The sequence below is a fragment of the Methylomonas montana genome, from assembly GCF_030490285.1.
Lineage (GTDB): Bacteria > Pseudomonadota > Gammaproteobacteria > Methylococcales > Methylomonadaceae > Methylomonas > Methylomonas montana.
In genome coordinates this window covers 311,684-328,693 of sequence record NZ_CP129884.1, presented here as the reverse complement: position 1 = coordinate 328,693, position 17,010 = coordinate 311,684, and the positions used below count along the sequence as shown (strand labels likewise).

Sequence of the window (17,010 nt, the reverse complement as noted above, 5' to 3'; positions counted from 1 at the left end):
TATCTATAACCCTTTCTCATCGGCCAATGCCAGTGAAGACTGTTGTTCACGCCAAGTGCCTGGCTTATCCGGTACGATCTCCATTAGCTCTATCTTGTCATCGAGAATACGCAGAATTTTTCCGTAATTTTGTCCCATATGATGACCCACTTGTACCCGGTGAATGGTCCCGTCCTTAGCTCTAACCAATCCCCAAAAACCTTTTTCGTTTCGCAGGGTGCCAACCATGCGCAAGGTATCCAGCGGATATGCTTCCAATTCCTCTTTTCTGCGTTCCGTATCTGGCTTGACACCGTTAATACCGGAAACATCTATATTAGTCTCATCATCCTTTCTTTCGATCGGCCTAAAAGGATCGCGCAAACCATCCGGTTTAAAAATAAACGATTCCACTACCTTGATTTCCGGCAATGGTTCGATTGCAGACTTGGGTCTAGCTTTTACATCCTGAATGTATTTATTCAGATCGCTGAAATCATCCCCTCCACAACCGGTCATTCCGATTAACAACACACTCACGCACGGTAATATTCCAGCTATTTTAAATCCGCCGCGCATCATGGCCCCCTCCTTTTCTTAACAGCCTGCCCAGCAGCTTCACCTTCGTTATAGGTTTTTATCGTTGCCGACATCGTCATGCCATCCTTACCCTCTTTACCTAGCGGCAACATGACCACATCATGAACGGTGACAATTCGGGGCAAAGATGCCAAGCCGCTGACAAATAAACCCAACTCTTCGTACTGACCTACCACCTGAATGGCAATCGGCAACTCAGAATAAAACTCTTTGTTAACTTCGGCATTGGGCTGAAACAATTTAAACTCCAGTCCGCTGGCCAAACCGGTCTGGGAAATATCGACCAGCAAACTCGCCACTTCCGCTTTGGTCGGCATCTGTTTCAACATCTCGCCCAACGACGCTTCGATTTGATCCAACTGATCGCGGTAATCCTGCAAATTCACCGCCTTTTTCTGTTTGACCTCAAACGCGCTTTTCAGACTGACTTCCTGCTGCTCAAGTATCTCCAGCTCATCCAGTTGAGGCACCGTCAGAAAATATACGCCAGCCGCCGCAGCCAGAGCAGAGATAATCAATATTGCGATAACTTTGATGGGTGTCGGCCAATTACCCGCCGCATTAACATCCCAATTAATTTCAGACAAATTCATTTGGCCGCTCCCGCCTGATTCTTATCAGCTTTCTTGCCTTGCTTGGCCGTCAGGTTAAAGTCGTTCATCACACCGTTTTTCTTGCCTTCTCCCCGTATAACGGTCAACACTGAAGTATTGAGCCAAGGCGAGTTATCGATAGCTCGCATATAGGCGGATACTCGCGCGTTGGACTCCGCCTTACCGTCCAGCGTTAAAACCGCGCCAACTTGCGTAAACTTAGTGAGATAAATCCCCTCAGGCGTGGTTTTTGCCAATTCATCGAATAGATGCACCACTTCCGGCCGGCTTTCCTGCAGTTTTTGGATCACTTCGATCTTAGTCAACAGCTTGTTTTTCTTATCTTCTATTTCTTTAATTTCCTGAATGCGTTTATCCAAAATCGCAATTTCATTCTGTAACAGGGTATTTCTACGCGCCTGATATTCTTTCATGCCTTCTATGTACATATAGACAGCCATAAAAATCAGGCCTGTCGCCAAAATGCCCGCGCCAATACCGGCGATAAAATCTTTCTGGCGTTTTTTGCGCAGTTCTTCGCGCCAAGGGAGTAGATTGATTCTAGCCATTAATCGAAACTCCTTAACGCTAAACCACAAGCTATCATCATGGCGGGCGTATCGTTGCTTAGACTTTGTGGTTTGACGCGATTGGAAAGCGCCATGTTGATGAATGGATTCGCCGTATAAGAAGGGATCCCCAAATCCCGTTCCACTAATTTATCCAGACCGGCGATTGAAGCACAGCCTCCGGCAAGGATCAGCGCGTCGACGCCGCGATTCGCACTGGAAGAGACGAAAAATTGCAACGATCTGGCAATTTGCTGCAGCATGGCTTTTTTGAAAGGATCGAGCACATCCGCCACGTAATTATCGGGCAAACCACCATGCTTCTTTGCTAAACCGGCCTCTTCGTAAGAGAGGCCATAGCGCCGCTGAATTTCCTCGGTAAGTTGTTTGCCACCAAAGCCTTGTTCGCGGGTATAAACAGTTTTACCGTCGTGCAGAATATTTAAGGACGTCATGGTGGCGCCAATATCGGCAATTGCCACCGTCATATTGCCTATGCCTTCCGGTAACTGATCGGCCAATAATGAAAATGCGTTTTCCATGGCAAATGCCTCGACATCGACAACAACTGCCTTTAATCCGGCATAAGCCAATGCGGCAACACGATCTTCGATGTTTTCCCGCCGAGAGGCCGCCAATAAGACATCAACCATTTCCGGACTATTTTTGGTGACACCTTGGACTTCAAAGTCCAAATTCACTTCATCCAACGAATAGGGGATATATTGATCGGCCTCAACCATGATCTGCTCTTCCATCTCGGCATCGGACAAGGAAGCCGGCATCGAAATAATCTTGGTCATCACCGACGAACCGGCAACCGCGACACTCGCCAGTTTGGCGCGAGTACCGGATTGCTTCACGGCGGCTTTAATCACAGCACCGATTTGTTCGACATTGGTGATGTTCTTGTCGACGATTGCATCTTGAGGCAAAGGCGCTACAGCATAACTTTCCACTCTGTAGCGCGCACCGACCCGACTTAATTCCAACAATTTAACCGCCGCAGTACTAATATCCACACCTAGCACAGCCGACGGATTCCTGCTAAACCAGCTCATGAATGAACCCTTTTGAATCATAGAAAGTTGAAATTAGCTCACGCATGCACAGAAGAGGCTTGCAGAACCCAGATGAAACGGAAGTATAGTTGGTTTTTTTATTTTCATCCTCTTAGATAAACCACTTTACAACTAACTTTAGGTTGTTCACGACAGCAAAAAGGGTTAACTTGATTAGAAGTTTGCCATTTTAGCAGTGCATTTTAATTTCAGTGCCCATCAAGAAAGAACCCAAACCAAAATCGCTGATCAAGACACTGATAAAGTGGCTGGCCTTCTTTTTTATGGCTTTTTCAAGCACGTTCCTGATCGCCAGTTACTTTTTCCTTGTCGAACTCGACAAGGAATTACCTGATATTGACCAGTTACAACATGTTCAATATCAGATGCCCTTGAACATCTATAGCCAAGATAACCTACTAATAGCCCAATTTGGCGAAAAACGCAGAATCCCCTTGGCGATTGGAAAAATTCCGGATCGTCAATTGAAAGCATTTATCGCTGCCGAAGACGACCGCTTCTATAAACATAACGGCGTCGATTTCAAAGGGCTAGCGCGGGCGATTAAGCAACTTGCACTAACTGGCAAGAAGCGGCAAGGGGGAAGCACCATTACCATGCAGGTTGCCCGCAATTTTTTGCTCAGTAATGAAAAAACTTACTTACGTAAGCTTAAGGAGATCATCCTAGCACTGAAGATCGAAAGACAATATTCAAAAGATCAAATTTTGGAACTCTATTTAAACAAAATTTATATGGGCCAGCGCGCTTACGGCGCAGCCGCAGCCGCCCAAACTTACTACGGCAAGGATATTTCTGAGTTAGCCTTGCACCAACAGGCAATGATTGCCGGCCTGCCCAAAGCTCCCTCGATCTACAACCCGATAACCAATCCGCAGCGCGCCATGGAAAGGCGAAATTACGTACTCCGCCGCATGCTTGAATTGCAATACATCGGTCAACGCGATTACGAGCTTGCTATCAACGCTGCCGACGAGTCCGTGATTCAGCCAATTGATGTTGAATTACCAGCCCCCTATATCGCGGAAATGGTTAGACAGGAAATCATGTCCCAATATGGCGAGACGGCTTATACCTTGGGCTTGAAAGTCTATACCACCGTTCCCAGCCAACTTCAAATGGCCGCCGACCAAGCCTTACAACAAACTCTGCACGAATACGACGAACGGCACGGCTATCGAGGCTTGCCCTATAAAAACACAAAAAAAAATAACGCTCAGCTGGAGGACAACATTATTGGCGATACCCGGCAAGCACTGATAACAGCCGTGTCAGACTCCGGTGTTACCGCAAAACTATCTGACAATACTCAGATCAATATCCTCTGGAAAAATATTGAATGGGCTGGAGCTTTCCGAGAAAAAAACATCAGGGCTGGCAGGTTTTTAAAATCAAATGACATTATTTGGGTCAGGCAGCTACCAGAAAAGGAATGGGCACTCTCACAAATTCCGGAAGCCGAAGCGGCTTTTGTTGCCCTCAATCCCAACAACGGAGCAATTCTGGCGCTATGCGGTGGCTTTGATTTCCAACACAGCAAATACAACCGCGCCACGCAATCCAAACGTCAGCCAGGCTCGGGCTTCAAACCCATAATCTACACCGCCGCACTGGAAAAAGGCTTTACTGCGGCCAGTATTATCAACGACGCTCCTATCGTGATAGAGGATCCTTCCCTGGAAAACGATTGGCGACCGGTAAATTACAATCGCCGTTTTCTAGGCCCTACGCCGTTGCGCGTTGCATTGCGCGAATCCATTAATTTGGTGTCTATTCGCTTATTGCAAGAAATAGGCATATCCACCGCCATCGATACCGCCATGCGTTTTGGTTTTGACAGGGAACAACTGCCTGGCACATTGTCTCTGGCCTTGGGTAGCGGTTATGCGTCACCTTTAAAAATGGCTTCCGCGTATGCGGTGTTTGCGAATGGCGGCTTTCTGATAACGCCTTATTTAATCGAACGTATTGAAGACCATCAGGGTAAGACATTATTTCAAGCCTCCCCCCCTACGGCCTGCAACGATTGCCCCGAACTAGATCTGGGGCAAAATCATCGAGCTCCACGAGCCATTTCAGCAAAAATTAATTTCTTAGCAAACAGCTTGCTGCGCGACGTCGTTCAGCGCGGAACCGCAACGCAAGCCAAACAATTGGGCCGAAACGACTTAGCCGGTAAAACCGGCACCACCAACGAACAAAGAGACGCCTGGTTTAATGGCTTCGCCACCGATATTGTCGCCTCTGCGTGGCTGGGATTCGATAACTCATTGCCGCTGGGGCGCGGTGAAACCGGAGGCAAAGCGGCTTTACCGATGTGGATCAAATTCATGAAATCAGTAGAACAAAGTTTTCCGGAAAAGCCGCTGCTGCAACCGGATGGTATTGTCCAAGCCTATATCAATCCCGCGGATGGGCTATTACTTGAGCCTAACCAGAAGGGAGGTATTTGGGAATATTTTACTGAAGAAACGGTACCGACAGCAGCATCGGCCCCACAAGCGGAAGAAATGATAGACGAGGAGCACTTTCCGGAAGAAGCATTATTCTAAACGGAAAGCCGAACAACTCAAAAAACACAGGCCGCCAAACAATTGACGGCCGAGCAACACTTCTCGGAAAACTTTATTTTCCGAATTTTTTACGGAATTTATCTACGCGACCTGACGTGTCGACAACGCGCTGCTTACCGGTGTAAAACGGATGGCAAGAAGAACACACCTCAATGTGTAAATCCGACGCCAATACAGAACCGGTTTGAAAAGTATTGCCGCACCCGCAAGTTACAGTAATTTGTTTATATTCTGGATGAATTTCTGGTTTCATAGCGCTCACATACCCGTTCAGGGCCACATACTTGATAGAGAACTGCTTATGATACGATCTCGGCAGGCAATCTGCAACACAAAAACAGTGTTAAACCATAACTCAACGCCTCAGACCATCACCGCCAGCCCCGATCCGCATCAATAACATAATTAAAACCACAGCCGGCAACGCCTGATTGAGCCAACACCATCCAGCTCCGCCTGTGCAATAGAATCCGCCCCAAAAACGGCATCGCCAGCTGATCAACAACTGGAGCCCAGAACACCCTAAAAGCGCGTTAGCGCTTCTGAAAGCCTCCGTAAAAGCCTGGCAAACACCTCGGGTAATTTGCTATCAGATCAGGAGCTGTCAATACTTTGTTCGCAAGGGCTATCGCTTGGTATTCTGCACGCGCCAGAGCAGCAGCAATAGCAGCAGGGGCGGGACCGCAGTCAGGCCAGTAGCCACAAACGCGGCAGCATAGGCTCCCGTCAACCCGTAGACGGGGGTGAGCGTTTCGACCGCAATCCCGGAAAATCCTTTCAGGAATTTGCCGAGTAAGGCGTAGGTTGACGACAGCATGGCGTACTGAGTGGCGGTGTAGCCCAGGCTGGTCAGGCTCGACATATAGATTACCAGGGCCACGCCAGCGAAGGACTGGGCAAAAGCGTCGAGCGTCATGACTGTGGCGAAAATCGCCGTGCCAACGTTGACGCTGAGCAAGGCGAATGCCGCCGTGCCGCAGCCCTCGAGCACGAGCCCCGCGACCAGTGTCGGCAACAAGCCGAGTCGTACGGCACTGAGGCCGGCAGCGGCAATGCCGATAAAGGTAGCAACCAGCCCAAATGAGCCACGCACCCAGGCTACCGTATCCTTGGAGAGCCCGAGGTCGTGATAGTACGGGTTGTACATTGGCCCCATCACGAAGTCGGGCAGGCGATAGAGCGCCACCATCAGCAGCATAACCAGTCCGGTCACCTTGTGGTTGGCGAAGAAGTCGATGAACGGGCCGATGATCGCATCGGCGAGGCCGCGCAAGGTCCATAGCGGGGGCTTCTGGTCCAGCACCACCTCGGCGCGGGTGGGTTCAGCGGCGAACAGAGTTGCCACTGTGCACAGCGCCATCAGCACCGCCATGCCAACGTACGACATGCTCCACCCGACACGGGCCGCCGCAGCGATGATCAAGGCGTCGGTAATAATGAGGGCGACGCGGTATCCGACCTGCGCCGCCGAAGTCATCAACCCCACGTCGGCGTCGTCGGAAGCGGATTCGATACGCCAAGCGTCGATGGCGATGTCCTGCGTGGCTGACGCGAAGGCCGTCAACAACGCGAAGGCACCAATAGCCGCCAGCCCGCCTGCCGTCCCGACAATGGCCATACCCAGCAGCCCGATGGTAACCAGAATCTGGCACAGCAGCATCCAGCCGCGACGCCGCCCCAGACGGCCCAGCAGCGGCACGTCGATACGGTCCACCAGCGGCGACCAGTACACCTTGAAGGCGTACGCGAAGCCAACCCAGGAGATGAACCCGATGGCAACCAAGCTCGTGCCATCGTCCCGTAGCCAGTAGCCGAAGGTGTTGGCAGTCAGCAGGAAGGGCAGGCCCGAGGCAAAGCCCAGCGCCAACATAACAGCTACCTTGGGCTGTTTGAGCTCATGTAGCACTTCCAGCGAGGAGCGTTTGCGGCGCGCGGAGGGCAAAGAAGGGGTGCCGTGCGTTGGTGTGCTCATGCAGGAATCATACTTTAATCGAGTAAGCTACGCCCACCAAACTGAAAAAGCCGATGACCAACAGAGAAACATCTCCATCGGCCAAGCCAGACCGATAAAGCTGAAGAAACCAACGAGAAAGGAAGACCGGCAGAAAAGCCTAGAAAAATCATACTCAACACACGCCGTTGAGTATAAATAGAGAAAGCGCCACGCCAACTACCTACAGTTTTTGTCACGCGCTTTCCCTACATTTATTACGAATTTTTAATCGCGAGCGTAACTTAGCCGTTGATTAAATAGTGCGTCAGGATACTGGCCGCATAACCCAGTGCGATAACCGGCGTCCATTTCAGATGGCTAAAGAAGGTGTATTTGTGATTGGATTGCCCCATCAAAGCCACACCTGCCGCAGAACCCACTGAAAACAAGGAGCCACCGACACCGGCTGTCAACGTCACCAGCAACCATTGATACAAGTCCATATCCAGGTTCATGTTCAATACAGCGAACATCACAGGAATGTTATCGACTACCGCCGAAATAATACCGACCAGAATGTTGGCGGTGGTTTGCCCCAAACCGTCATACATCGCGCCTGACAACAACTCCAGATAACCGATATAACCCAAACCGCCCACCGCGAATACCACGCCAAAGAAGAACAACAAGGTATCCCACTCGGCCTCTTTCACTTTGTTGAAAATGTCGAAACGTGAGCCGTCGCCGCCTGGGAAACGGATTTTCAAGTTGTAACCGTACAACATCAAGATAGACAAACCCAGCATCATCCCCATGAATGGCGGCAGATGCAGGAATTGTTTAAAGCTGACCGCCAAACCAATGGTTACGGCAAATAAACCGCAAACTACCCACGCGCCAGGTTTCAATTGCACAGCGGCTTCGTTGGTTGCCAATGGCTGACCATTTGGAACCGCTTGCGACATGAAGAATGCAGGCACCACAAAGTTAACAACCGATGGAATGAAAAGCTTGAAGAAATCAAAGAATTCCGCATAACCGGCCTGCCATACCATCAACGTAGTAATGTCGCCGAAGGGGCAGAACGCGCCGCCGGCATTTGCCGCGATCACCAGATTGACAAAACCGACCGACACAAATTTTTCATTATCCGCGCCAACCGCCATCACCACCGCGCCAACCAACAGCGCAGATGTCAGATTGTCGGCGACAGAGGAAAGGAAGAACGTGATAATGCCGGTAATCCAAAACAGTTGCTTATAACCAAACTGTTTACGAATCAGCCATGAACGCAGCGCTTCGAACACATTACGCTCGGCCATGGAATTGATGTACGTCATCGCTACCAGCAAAAACAGCATCAATTCGGCATATTCTTTTAAATCGTGCTCGAACGCTTTATGCAGTTCTTCTCCCGAAACGCCTGCTTCCTGAGCTAGTATCGCCACATGTCCCCAGATGACCGCCGCCGCGAAGATCACCGGCTTGGATTTACGCAAATGCGTAAACTCTTCCGCCATCACGAAACCATACGCCACCAAAAAGATCAGAACGGTATAGATGCCCCGCTCGGTTCCGGTTAAGCCCAGGTTATGAAACTCTTCAGCCATGGCGATTTCCGGCAAAAACAGCAAGCCGGCCAAAATTAACAGTAAGCGCAACAAGATAGCCCCCTTTATCCTCTATGTTTTAGTCATTATTGAAAGCGGAAAAAACTAGCCGGGCATGTTATCACCATACAATATTCTTTGTCATTTAATCCCGGCCAGTATATTATTCAGATACCTAGCAAAATAGTATGTAAACCAAGCATCGCCTTTAAATGTATCAATATAACAAGCAAGATCAAACACTTATCGAAGAGCGCGTTAGCGAGTTTCGCGGACAAACCCAGCGTTTTCTAAACGGCGAACTCGGCGCCGACCAATTCAGAGCCTTGCGGCTGATGAACGGTTTGTACGTGCAAACTCACGCCCCGATGCTGCGCGTAGCAGTGCCTTACGGCCTGCTCTCTTCCAAACAATTGCGCAAGCTAGCCTCGGTATCCCGCGATTATGATCGCGGCTATTGCCACTTTACCACCCGCCAAAACGTTCAATACAACTGGCCGGCATTGGAGCGCGTGCCCGATCTGCTTGCCGAGTTGGCCACCGTACAAATGCATTCGATTCAAACCAGCGGCAACTGCCTACGCAACACCACTTCCGACCATTTGGCCGGCATTTGCAAGGATGAAATCGAAGACCCACGCCCATATTGCGAAATCATTCGCCAATGGACTACTTTGCATCCGGAATTCGCTTACCTGCCGCGCAAGTTCAAAATCGCGGTTAGCGGAGCCGGCCATGATCGAGCCGCCGTACAATTCCACGACATCGGCGTGTATCTGACAAAAAACGATAGTGGCGAAGTTGGCTTTAGAATCCTAGCCGGCGGCGGCCTGGGCAGAACGCCCATCATTGGCCAGACCGTTAGACCGTTTTTGAAAAAGCAAGACCTGTTGTCTTACTTGGAAGCCATCGTGCGGGTATACAACCTATTCGGCAGACGCGATAACAAATACAAAGCCCGGATCAAAATCCTGGTCAAGGAAACCGGCCTGGAAAAATTCACCGCCATGATCGAAGCCGAATGGCAGCGTATTCGTGATGAAATGGTGCTTAGCAGCGAGCGCATAGAGGAAATTAAAGCCCAGTTTGCGCCACCTGCATACGACCCGACAGCCGGCAACGACGACTCCTTCGGCGCACATTTAGCCGACAATGCGGCTTTTGCAAAATGGATCAAGTACAACACGGTTGATCATAAAGTATCGGGCTACCGAGGCGCTTACGTTTCCCTTAAAGCCCCCGATTCGCCGCCGGGCGACATTACCGCCGAGCAACTGGAAGCGGTTGCCGATTTGGCGGACCAATACAGCTTTGGCGAAATCAGAAGCACTCACCGGCAAAACTTGGTTTTGGCGGACGTCAAACAAACCGATCTATTCAGCGTCTGGCAACAGTTGGATGCGATTAAATTGGCAACGCCCAATATCGGCACCGTCACCGACATGATTTGCTGCCCAGGCCTGGATTTTTGTTCGTTGGCCAACGCCAGCTCGATCGGCGTCGCCAAAAAAATCAATGAAGCTCTGGATGACCTGGATTACATCCACGACATCGGCGACATTAAAATCAATATGTCAGGCTGCATGAATGGCTGCGCTCATCAAAGCGTCGGCCATATCGGCATTCTCGGCGTCGATAAACACGGCGAGGAGTGGTATCAAATCACACTGGGCGGCTCATCAGAAAACGAAGCCGCGATAGGCGAACGCCTGGGCCCTTCGGTCGCCAAAGATCAAATCACCGCCGTCATCACGACCATATTGGACGTTTACATCCAGCAACGCCTCGAAGACGAGCCCTTTTTGCAAACCGTTAAGCGCGTTGGCCTGGAACCATTTAAAGAAAGAGTTTATGCAAATCATTAAAGACCAACAGTTGGTAGAAAATACTTGGACTTTTATCGCCGACGATTGTGCTTTCGACGATAGCGGCGATATTACGGTGACATTAGCCCGCTGGCTTGCCGACAAAGATCAATTACTCAAACGCCCCGGCAAAACCGGCGTTCGTTTGAACCCTAGCAATCAAATCGAATCGTTAGCAGCCGACCTGGCCAATATCGCATTAATCGAACTCGATTTTCCGATGTTCGGCGATGGCCGGCTTTTTTCACAAGCCCGCTTATTGCGCAACCGCGACGGCTATCAAGGCGAAATCAGAGCCGTAGGCCAATATCTGCCGGATCAAGTGTTCTATTTGTCGCGCGTCGGCGTAAACGCTTTCGAGTTTAGCAATCCAGACGACATCAATCTGGCCTTGGAAGCCATGAACGACTTTTCGGTACGCTATCAGGCATCGACCAACTAAGCGCGAGACAGCGACTTTTCGTCGCAAACGTTAAGACATAAAAAAACCCGGCAGGCGAATCGCCTACCGGGTTTTTCTTTGCCGACTAACTTACTTTTTCATGATGCTGATACCTTTCAGCAGATTCAACGCTTCATGTAAAGGATAGTCGCGGATTTCAGTTTCCGAAGACTCAGCGGCATCGCCATCTTTTTCGGACTGATCCTTGGCGTCATCTTTATCCTCTTCCTCGGACTTTTTCTCTGGCTTGGCGTTACCGTTGCTCAAGTGGTGAGATAAATCCGCTTCTTTAACGGCTTCGATCTTAGCCTTATCAAGCGACTCCAGCTTGACCCTTGCCAAGGTTACATCAGGCTCGATGCCTTGCGCCTGAATCGAACGACCTGACGGGGTAAAATAACGAGCCGTGGTCAGCTTAACCGCTGCGCCGTTGCTGGTTGGCAAGATGGTTTGCACCGAGCCTTTACCAAACGACTTCTCACCCATGATGATGGCACGTTTGTGATCCTGCAACGCACCGGCAACGATTTCCGATGCCGAAGCCGAACCGCCATTGATCAGTACCACAATCGGCGCACCGTTAATCACGTCGTCCGGGGTAGCGCTAAAACGCATTTCGGAATTTTTGATTCGGCCCTCGGTATAAACAATCAAACCGGAATCGATAAACGCATCACTAACATCGACAGCTGCGTTCAATACGCCGCCAGGGTTGTTACGCAAATCCAGCACGACACCCTTCAACGGGCCGTCGTTTTCTTTTTTCAGCTCGTCAACCGCTTCCAACAAACTTTGGCCCGTGCCTGATTGAAAACTACTGATTCTCAAGTAACCGTAATTTTTTTCCAGCAGTTTGTTTTTAACGCTTTTGACTTTGATAATGTCGCGGGTCAATGTAAATTTCAAAGGTGCTTCTTCGCCTTCGCGAACAACGGTCAACACAATCTCGCTACCCGGCTCGCCACGCATGACTTTTACCGCATCGGCCAATGTCATGCCTTTAACCGGCTTATCATCCAGACGCACGATCAAATCACCTGCTTTGATGCCTGCACGTTGCGCGGGAGTATCGTCAATCGGCGAAACCACTTTCACGAAACCGTTTTCCATGCCGACTTCAATCCCCAAGCCACCGAATTGGCCCGTGGTACCTTCTTGCAACTCCTTATATTCTTCGCTAGCCAGATAAGCGGAGTGCGGATCCAGACCAGACAGCATGCCGCGAATCGCATCTTCCAACAATTTTTTGTCGGATACCTGTTCGACATAATCCTGCTTGATTCGGCCGAATATCTCGGTAAAAGTCCTCAGCTCGTCGAAGGGCAAGGCCTGCAAATCCTCACCTTTTGTCGAAACAGGCGCTTCCTTTTCCGCCAGGACGCTGCTGCACAAACTCAGCGTCGCGCCCAAAATAAAACCGACCAATAAAATCAAAATATTTCTGTTTTTTAGCATGTGTTTTAAAACTCCAACAACCTGTTCCTGTAAATGATTAACCCTTAGCCGGTTTGCGACACCATTGCGCGGGATCAACGGGCCGACCTTTTTTCCTAATGCCGAAATACAATGCAGCATCCGCACGACCACCACTACGACCTACCGAAGCCAAGGTCTCGCCAGCCCTAACATGCTCTCCCACGCTTTTATGCAAACTTTGATTGAATGCATACAAACTCATATAACCTTTACCGTGATCAACAATAATCATCAAGCCGTAACCGCGCAGCCAATCGGCGTAAACGACCCTTCCGGCAGTAACGGCATGAATATCGGCACCTTCACGGGCGCTGATCACCACGCCGTCCCAGGTCGTTTCGTAACGGCGACTGCCAAAACGCTCGGTAACAGCACCTTGCACCGGCCAAGGCAGCTGGCCCTGCAACTCGGCAAAAGAGAGGCCTACCGGCTCGCGAACCAGATTGACTTCGGACTTTTTCTTGGATGATTCGGACTGCAGCGCTCGCTTCTCGTGCTTTTCAAGCACTTGCTCCGGCTCGGCGACAGGTTCGTGGCCTCCATTATCATCAGTTTTCTGTAATGATGCTACCAAGGCCTGCAATTTTTTCTCGTCGTTGATCAAGCCAGCCAATTGATCGCTTTTCGATGAATAGTCTTGCTCGATGCGAGCCAACAGCATTTCTCGCTGACTTTTCAGCGCCTGCATCGCATCGGTTTCCTGTTGCTTCTTAGCAAGCGACACCTGCAACAGCTGAGTTTCGGTATCTTTTTGCGCCTCGAGCTGCCGCAAAATTTTAAAATCGTCGGCCATGGCCTGTAACTTTTGCAATCTAGCCTTACTGATATAATCGTAATAAACCAGCATCCGACTGGAGACCGCCGGATTACGCTGATTCAGGATGACTTTCAACCCCTCCTTGTCGCCACCCATCGCATATGCCGATTTAATCAAGCCTTCAAGCTCTTTCTCCTGTCCGCGCATATCCTTTTGAGTGGCCGCACTTTTGTTACGCAGCTCCTGCAACGCCAATTCTTGCTGTTTGATTTCCGATTTGATTGCGCGCAAGCTGTTGGCTAATTCGCCATATTGCCGTTCCAGCTTTTGCAACTGTTCGAGCAACCTGGACTTTTCCGCCTCCAGGCTTTTAACGTCGCCACCGACTTGCTGAATTTGCGATTGCACATCGGCCAAGCTGCGGGTCTTTCCGGGGTCGGCTAATGTGGGCAAAAGCCAGCCACCCCCAATACAAACCAACAATAAGTAACGGGCAACGCGCATCGGTCAGACGCCCAGCAGGGATGGCCCTGTCATTTCCGTCGGTTGCGGCCCTCCTAAAATATCCAGCCTGGTCAGCGCCACACTGGACAGGCTGCCAGCGTCGACTAGCTTTTTGTTATCCCTGATATAAACCAGTGAAACCGGATTAATGGCACGTGTTTGGCCGGCTTCGTTGCACCGATAAGCATCCGCGAGCGAATTTCGAGCGAAACTGTCACTGTACAGCAACGACTTAGCTCGGTTGGCCATCAGTTATAAACTCCAAACATTAGTTTTGTAGGTCGGTAATTCGGTAAACGCCAAGCGCCGTCGTCGAGGCATTCCAGCTACCGCCCAGCTATTTTTTCCAAGCCGCTAAACCGGGGGTATTGAACAATAATGCCCACTCTGTTAGATTTGCTCACCTTTTATTGCGTCAGTGCAAGCAATTTAGCCCACTTACACCATAGCGGCATTATACCAGCACAGGCATGTCGTCATAGTTCGAAAAGTGCCATTGTTCGCTCGCGGTTCTTAACTTTTGCCCAGATCATCGTTATTAAATGGAAGACCAAAACGATAACATCCTCTATGACGACACCGATATTAATCGTGCCGCGCGCTGTTTGAAAGCGATGTCGCATCCCTTGCGGCTGAAAATTCTTTGCGTGCTCGGCAATAACTCGATCAGCGTACAGGATATCGTCGAGCAGGTGGGCACCAGCCAAAGCAATATCTCCCAACACTTAGCAATATTGCGAGACAAAGGCATCCTGGACTACAAAAAAGAAGCCAACCGGGTTTATTACTATATCGACGACGAACGCGTGATACACCTGATTCAAATGATGCGCAGCGTTTTCTGCGGCACTTAAACCGTTTTTCCAAAACCACCCAAATAAATCTCAGCGATGGATCAATATATCGAATTTGTTACCAACCATTATTTACTGGCATTTTCGCTGGTATGCGTCATTTTCCTGCTGATCCAGGATTTATTCGCCAATTCATTTAATAAATATGAAAGTATTTCTCCGCTAATTGCCGTTACTAAAATGAACAGCGACGACGTCGTTGTAATCGATGTCAGAGAATCAAACGAATTTATCAAGAGCCATATCGAAAACGCCATCAACGTCCCTTTAAGCAAAGTAGAAGAACAATTAGGCTCACTGGAAAAACATAAAACCCACCCGGTGATCGTCACCTGCCAAACCGGTGCCCGCTCGGTCGCGGCATGCAAAACCCTTACTAAAGCCGGTTTTGAGCATGTCTTCAATATGACGGGCGGCATGCAATCCTGGGAAGATAACAAACTCCCGATAAAGATCAGTAGCAAAAACAAAGATTAATCAACCCAACCACAACACATCATCATGGCCGAAATCAACGCATCTAGCGAAAAGCAATTCGCGATTCAAAAGATTTACACCAAAGACATTTCTTTTGAAACCCCCAATGCTCCAAAGATATTCACCCAAAAATGGGAACCTGCGTTGGACCTCAACCTCGGCACCCATGTCGAACCCATCGAAAATTCGATGTATGAAGTTTCGTTGACATTGACTGTCACCGTCAAAGTCGGCGACAGCACCGCTTACCTGGTCGAAGTTAACCAATCCGGCATTTTTTTGATTGCAGGCTTCACCGAACAAGAAATGGGACCGATGCTCGGCAGCTTTTGCCCCAACATCCTATTTCCATACGCTAGAGAAGTGATTTCTGACTTGGTCAACAAAGGCGGCTTTCCACAATTGATTTTGGCCCCCGTCAATTTCGACGCCCTGTACATGCAACACTTACAACAGGCACAAGCTCAACAAGAGCCTGAAGCAAAGACCTTAAACTAAGCTGGATGCCGCTATCAATCAGCATCCTCGGCGCCGGCTCATGGGGAACCGCCCTAGCGATTCAAGCAGCCAGAAATGGCTGCGACACGCTATTGTGGAGCTATAACCCCAAGCATCTGTCCATATTAAAGCAAACAGGCGAAAACAGCCGCTATTTGCCGGGGATCCGCTTTCCTAGCAATCTGCAATTGACCGACAACCTCCAGGAAGCCGTGGCTTTCAGTTCGGTATTGCTAATATCCGTCCCCAGCCACGCCTTTAGAGATACGCTGTCGCAAATCAAACCCTTGCTTAACGGCAAACCGAAAATCGCTTGGGCCACAAAAGGCTTCGACTGCCAAGACGGCGCTTTGTTAAGCGACGTAGCCACGCAAATACTAGGCGCGGACATAGAATGCGCCGTACTGTCGGGGCCGACTTTTGCGCAAGAAGTTGCCGCCGACCTGCCTACCGCACTGACCATTGCCTCCGCTTCCGATAGCTTCGCCGCGCAACTCAGCGAAAGACTCCATAACCAGCGCTTCAGAATCTACACCAGCAGCGACATGATTGGCGTACAAATAGGCGGCGCCAGCAAAAACGTGCTCGCCATAGCCGCGGGTATTGCCGACGGCCTCGGTTTTGGCGCCAATACCCGAGCCGCACTGATCACTCGCGGCCTAACCGAAGTCATGCGACTAGGCATTAAACTGGGCGGCCAACCCGATACCTTTATGGGCTTAGCCGGACTCGGCGACCTTATTTTGACCTGCACGGACAATCAATCCAGAAACCGCCGGTTCGGCTTGGCGCTGGGACAAGGCAAAAACCAGCAGCAAGCCTTGAGAGAAATCGATCAGGAGGTCGAAGGCATATCGGCAGCCAGGGAGACTTACCGACTTTCGCAAAAGCACGGCGTCGAAATGCCGATTACAGAACAGGTCTACAACGTCTTATTCAACAATCTCCCGCCCAAACAAGCCGTCCAAAATTTATTAGCGCGCGACCAAAAATCGGAGCATAACTAAATTCAACTTAAGCTCTCCGGCATTAGCCTAAGCAAATCCATCTCCCCAGTCGTCTTCCCCTAATTTTGATTTTTTGCCGATTTCACTCAGCAATCCCACCAAGCTCCCAAGCCTTTTTGCAGAAAATTACCTGCAATAAATAAGCATTAGACTCAAGTAATCGCAATTCACATCAAAAATGATCATTAACT

17 protein-coding genes are annotated in these 17,010 nt (G+C 49.9%); 7 read left to right on the top strand and 10 right to left on the bottom strand.

Annotation, left to right across the window (positions count from 1 at the left end; translation table 11 throughout):
* Positions 1-3: 3 nt before the first annotated feature.
* Genes QZJ86_RS01590 through QZJ86_RS01575 form a run of 4 tightly spaced genes read right to left on the bottom strand, consistent with a single transcriptional unit; the run spans position 4 to position 2,802 of the window.
* Positions 4-558 (bottom strand): pilus assembly protein PilP, encoded by a 555-nt coding sequence (locus tag QZJ86_RS01590; protein WP_301939076.1) that lies wholly within the window; start codon positions 556-558, stop codon positions 4-6.
* On the bottom strand, positions 558-1,172 hold the full coding sequence (locus QZJ86_RS01585; protein WP_301935929.1) for a type IV pilus inner membrane component PilO: 615 nt from the start codon (positions 1,170-1,172) through the stop codon (positions 558-560). Before QZJ86_RS01585 ends, QZJ86_RS01590 begins: the two co-directional genes overlap by 1 nt.
* Positions 1,169-1,741 carry a PilN domain-containing protein gene (locus tag QZJ86_RS01580; protein ID WP_301935928.1) on the bottom strand — a complete coding sequence of 191 codons (573 nt, stop codon included), beginning with the start codon at positions 1,739-1,741 and terminating at the stop codon, positions 1,169-1,171. Before QZJ86_RS01580 ends, QZJ86_RS01585 begins: the two co-directional genes overlap by 4 nt.
* On the bottom strand, positions 1,741-2,802 hold the full coding sequence (locus QZJ86_RS01575) for a pilus assembly protein PilM (protein ID WP_301935927.1): 1,062 nt from the start codon (positions 2,800-2,802) through the stop codon (positions 1,741-1,743). Before QZJ86_RS01575 ends, QZJ86_RS01580 begins: the two co-directional genes overlap by 1 nt.
* A 212-nt stretch (positions 2,803-3,014) precedes the next feature.
* Here QZJ86_RS01575 and QZJ86_RS01570 point away from each other — a divergent pair, with 212 nt between their 5' ends.
* A complete protein-coding gene (locus QZJ86_RS01570; RefSeq protein ID WP_301935926.1) occupies positions 3,015-5,375 on the top strand; it encodes a penicillin-binding protein 1A in 2,361 nt (786 codons plus the stop codon).
* Between the two features lie 73 nt (positions 5,376-5,448).
* On the opposite strand, the gene rpmE is transcribed toward QZJ86_RS01570, so the two are convergent.
* From rpmE to nhaD, 3 genes are all read right to left on the bottom strand, one after another.
* Positions 5,449-5,649 (bottom strand): 50S ribosomal protein L31, encoded by a 201-nt coding sequence (rpmE, locus tag QZJ86_RS01565; RefSeq protein WP_081607938.1) that lies wholly within the window; start codon positions 5,647-5,649, stop codon positions 5,449-5,451.
* Between the two features lie 372 nt (positions 5,650-6,021).
* A complete protein-coding gene (locus QZJ86_RS01560) occupies positions 6,022-7,368 on the bottom strand; it encodes an AmpG family muropeptide MFS transporter (protein ID WP_301935925.1) in 1,347 nt (448 codons plus the stop codon).
* A gap of 263 nt (positions 7,369-7,631) precedes the next feature.
* Positions 7,632-8,939 (bottom strand): sodium:proton antiporter NhaD, encoded by a 1,308-nt coding sequence (gene nhaD / locus QZJ86_RS01555; RefSeq protein WP_301939074.1) that lies wholly within the window; start codon positions 8,937-8,939, stop codon positions 7,632-7,634.
* Positions 8,940-9,151: 212 nt separating this feature from the next.
* On the opposite strand from nhaD, the gene QZJ86_RS01550 reads away from it, so the two are divergent.
* Both QZJ86_RS01550 and QZJ86_RS01545 read left to right on the top strand, forming a co-directional pair.
* Complete coding sequence (locus QZJ86_RS01550; protein WP_301935924.1) at positions 9,152-10,804, top strand: nitrite/sulfite reductase; 1,653 nt, start codon at positions 9,152-9,154, stop codon at positions 10,802-10,804.
* Positions 10,791-11,246 (top strand): DUF934 domain-containing protein, encoded by a 456-nt coding sequence (locus QZJ86_RS01545; RefSeq protein WP_301935923.1) that lies wholly within the window; start codon positions 10,791-10,793, stop codon positions 11,244-11,246. The genes QZJ86_RS01550 and QZJ86_RS01545 overlap by 14 nt, the downstream gene beginning before the upstream one ends.
* Positions 11,247-11,336: 90 nt before the next feature.
* On the opposite strand, the gene QZJ86_RS01540 is transcribed toward QZJ86_RS01545, so the two are convergent.
* The 3 genes from QZJ86_RS01540 to QZJ86_RS01530 are packed head-to-tail and all read right to left on the bottom strand — an operon-like array spanning position 11,337 to position 14,232.
* A complete protein-coding gene (locus QZJ86_RS01540; protein ID WP_301935922.1) occupies positions 11,337-12,701 on the bottom strand; it encodes a S41 family peptidase in 1,365 nt (454 codons plus the stop codon).
* Between the two features lie 37 nt (positions 12,702-12,738).
* On the bottom strand, positions 12,739-13,932 hold the full coding sequence (locus tag QZJ86_RS01535) for a murein hydrolase activator EnvC family protein (protein WP_301935921.1): 1,194 nt from the start codon (positions 13,930-13,932) through the stop codon (positions 12,739-12,741).
* A gap of 54 nt (positions 13,933-13,986) precedes the next feature.
* Entirely contained in the window at positions 13,987-14,232 is a 246-nt protein-coding gene (locus QZJ86_RS01530; RefSeq protein ID WP_301935920.1) for a hypothetical protein, read from the bottom strand.
* Positions 14,233-14,525: 293 nt separating this feature from the next.
* Between QZJ86_RS01530 and QZJ86_RS01525 the strand changes: the two genes are divergently transcribed.
* The 4 genes from QZJ86_RS01525 to QZJ86_RS01510 are packed head-to-tail and all read left to right on the top strand — an operon-like array spanning position 14,526 to position 16,819.
* Positions 14,526-14,837, top strand: coding sequence for an ArsR/SmtB family transcription factor (locus QZJ86_RS01525; RefSeq protein WP_301935919.1), 312 nt, complete (start codon positions 14,526-14,528; stop codon positions 14,835-14,837).
* Positions 14,838-14,873: 36 nt separating this feature from the next.
* Positions 14,874-15,314, top strand: a complete 441-nt coding sequence (locus QZJ86_RS01520; RefSeq protein WP_301935918.1) for a rhodanese-like domain-containing protein — start codon at positions 14,874-14,876, stop codon at positions 15,312-15,314.
* Between the two features lie 24 nt (positions 15,315-15,338).
* A complete protein-coding gene (gene secB, locus QZJ86_RS01515; RefSeq protein ID WP_301935917.1) occupies positions 15,339-15,812 on the top strand; it encodes a protein-export chaperone SecB in 474 nt (157 codons plus the stop codon).
* 5 nt (positions 15,813-15,817) lie between these two features.
* Positions 15,818-16,819 (top strand): NAD(P)H-dependent glycerol-3-phosphate dehydrogenase, encoded by a 1,002-nt coding sequence (locus QZJ86_RS01510; RefSeq protein WP_301935916.1) that lies wholly within the window; start codon positions 15,818-15,820, stop codon positions 16,817-16,819.
* Positions 16,820-17,010 lie beyond the last annotated feature (191 nt).